Raw genomic sequence first — 3,118 nt, forward strand, 5'->3', positions numbered from 1 at the left:
CAAAGCCTTGCCGTCCCCGGTGCAAACCGCACGCACCTGCACCGCGCCACGCAATGCCATCGAAAGCCAACTGGCGGCGATTTGGCAGGAGGTGTTGGGTCTTGACAACATCGGCGTGGAGGATAATTTTTTCGAGTTAGGAGGCGACTCTATTGTTTCCCTGCAAGTGGTCAGCCGTGCTAGACAGGTCGGTTGGGCCTTGTCGCCCAAGGATATTTTCAGCCACCAAACCGTCGCCGCATTGGCTGGGCTGGCGGCAAGATTGGCACTGGTGTCGGACGAAGTCAGCGGTACCGCTGTGATTGCCGATCGCGACCTGCCGTTGACGCCGATTCAAGCCGAGTTTATTGCGTCCAGGATACCGGAGCGCCAACATTGGAATCAATCGGTATTACTGCAAACCGAACAAGCTTTGGATACTCGGGTGTTAGCCAAAGCCTTACCGCATCTAGTCGAACATCACGATGCCCTGCGACTGCGTTTCTTACGAAGCGAAGGCCACTGGCGCCAATATTATGCCGAGGTGTCGGAAAGCGAAGAAATCCTCTGGCTACGCCAAGCCAATGATGCCGAACAGATCAGCGAAATCGCCCAACAAGCGCAACGCAGCTTGGACTTGCAACATGGCCCGTTGCTGCGTGCGGTTTATATGGAAGTCGCCGACGGCAGTTACCGATTGCTGTTGGTGGTGCATCATTTGGTGGTGGACGGCGTGTCTTGGCGGATTCTGCTGGAGGATTTGCAGACTTTGTACCGGCAAATGGCCAACGCACAAACGCCACAGTTGCCGGCTAAAACCGCCGCGTTTCAGGCTTGGGCGGAAGCGCTGCAGCATCGTGCAGCGCAGGTCTCGGATCAATTGGATTATTGGCGGCAACAACTGACTGCGGTTAACTGCTTGCCGGTCGATTTTGCGGTGGGCAATGCCACGGCCGCCGACGCTGAAACGGTGACGCTGCAACTGGATCCGGCCTCGACCACGCGATTGTTGCAAGAGGCGTCGGCGGCTTACCGCACCCGCATCGACGACTTGCTGCTCACCGCATTGGCGCGGGTATTGTGCCGCTGGAGCGGTCATGCCGAATTGAGCGTGGATTTGGAAGGCCACGGCCGCGAAGCGTTTACCGATGCGCCGGATGTCAGTCGCAGTGTCGGCTGGTTTACCAGCGCTTACCCGCTGAAACTGATGCCGGCTGCCGATTTGGCTGCGTCGATCAAAACCATCAAAGAGCAAGTAAGGCGGATTCCAGAGCGCGGTTTAGGCTACGGTTTGTTGAAATACTTGGCCGACGATGCGATTCGCGCCGAGTTGCAGGGTCTGCCCAAGCCACTGGTGTGTTTCAACTATCTAGGCCAATTCGACGCCAGTTTTGCGGATACCGGCTTGTTCCGCGCCGCCGGCGAAGTACGCGGCGACGAGCGCGATAGTGCCGCGCCGCTGGATTACGCACTCGAAATCAATAGTCAGATCTACGATGGCCAGTTGGCGATGAACTGGACCTATAACCGCCAGCAGTTCCATACGGCAAGCATAGAGCGTCTGGCGGCCGAATTTAACGCAGAACTGGCGTTGCTGATCGGGCATTGCAGCCATGGGCCGCAAGGCGTTACCACTAGCGATTTCCCGTTGGCCGATTTGACTCAGGCACAGTTGGAGACATTGCCTGTCGATGTCAGTAATTTACAGGATATTTATCCATTGACACCGATGCAGCAGGGTATGTTGTTTCATAGCCTGTACGAAGGCAATGCCGCTAGCTATGTCAGTTGTTTCGATGTGCGGCTAGACGGCCTCGATGCGGGGCGTTTCGAAGGGGCTTGGCAAGCTGTGCTCGATCGCCACCCTGTCCTGCGCACCGGTTTTCTCAGCCTAGGCGATTGGCCCAGGCCGCTGCAAGTCGTACATAAACGGGTCACGCTGCCGTTGCAAGTCTACGATTGGCGCGGACGAGACGATGCCGCACCTGCCCTGCAAGCACTGATTGCCGAACTGCATACCCAAGGCGTGCAGACCGAAGTGCCACCGTTATTCAAACTGGTGTTGGTCAGGCTAAATGACGCTAGTTATCATTTAATTTGGCTCAGCCACCATTTGCTACTAGATGGTTGGAGTAGCGCACGGCTGTTGGGCGAGGTGCTGGCGCATTATCGTGGTGTCGCGTTGCCTGCGCCGATTGCCGAATTCCGCGACTATATCGCCTGGCTGCAAAGCCTCGATGCCCAGGCTGCCGAACGTTATTGGCGGCAACCATTAAGCCAGTTGGAAGCGCCCACCCGTTTGGCGGAAGCCTTGTCTGACGGCGCGAAGGCCAGCGGTCACGGTTTTCTGCCATTGGTGATTGATGGCGACGATTTTTTGAGGTTACGGCAAGCCGCCCAAGCCGATAAATTGACGGTCAACACCTTAATCCAAGGCACCTGGACCTTATTGTTGCAACGCTATACCGGCAACCAGTCGGTGGCGTTCGGCGTTACTGTGTCCGGGCGCCCCACCGAATTGGTTGGCGTCGAAGACATGATCGGCCTGTTCATCAATACCTTGCCGATCATCCAGGCACCCCGCGCCGACAGCCGAGTGAGAAATTGGCTACAGGGTTTGCAGCAAGATAATCTGAACTTGCGCGAACACGAGGCTACGCCGTTAGCTGACATCCAACGTTGGTGGGGCAGGGCAGGCGAAGCCTTGTTTGATAGCTTGTTGGTGTTCGAGAACTATCCACTCTCCGAAGCCCTAAAGCAGCGCGCCGACGACGGTTTGCTCATCAGTGGCGGCGAGCATAGCGAAACCACCAACTACCCTTTGACCCTGGCAGTGCAAAGCGGTGAGGCGTTGCAGATCGTATTCGATTACGACCGTCAATTTTTCAGCGATGAAGCCGTGGCCAATCTGGCGGAACATTTCGGAGTGTTGTTAAATCACTTGATTACCCAGCCCGATAGTTGCATCGGCGAACTGCAATGGTTGACAAAAGCCGAACAAACCCAATTCGAGTTGTGGAACGTTTGGGCCAAAACCTACGACGAAGCCACGCCGGTACACCAGCTGATCCAATGCCGGGCCGCACAACAGCCTGACGCCGTAGCGCTGGTCTGCGGCGGGCGGCAGCTGAGTTACGCC

At 56.7% G+C, this 3,118-nt stretch carries 1 protein-coding gene; it reads left to right on the forward strand.

Translation table 11 applies throughout. The features are described from left to right. Positions 1 to 3,118 (forward strand): condensation domain-containing protein (locus Q7V20_RS23970; protein WP_304796763.1); only part of this gene is annotated, 3,118 nt, incomplete at both ends.

The organism is Aquabacterium sp. (genome assembly GCF_030652515.1).
Lineage (GTDB): Bacteria > Pseudomonadota > Gammaproteobacteria > Burkholderiales > Burkholderiaceae_C > Aquabacterium.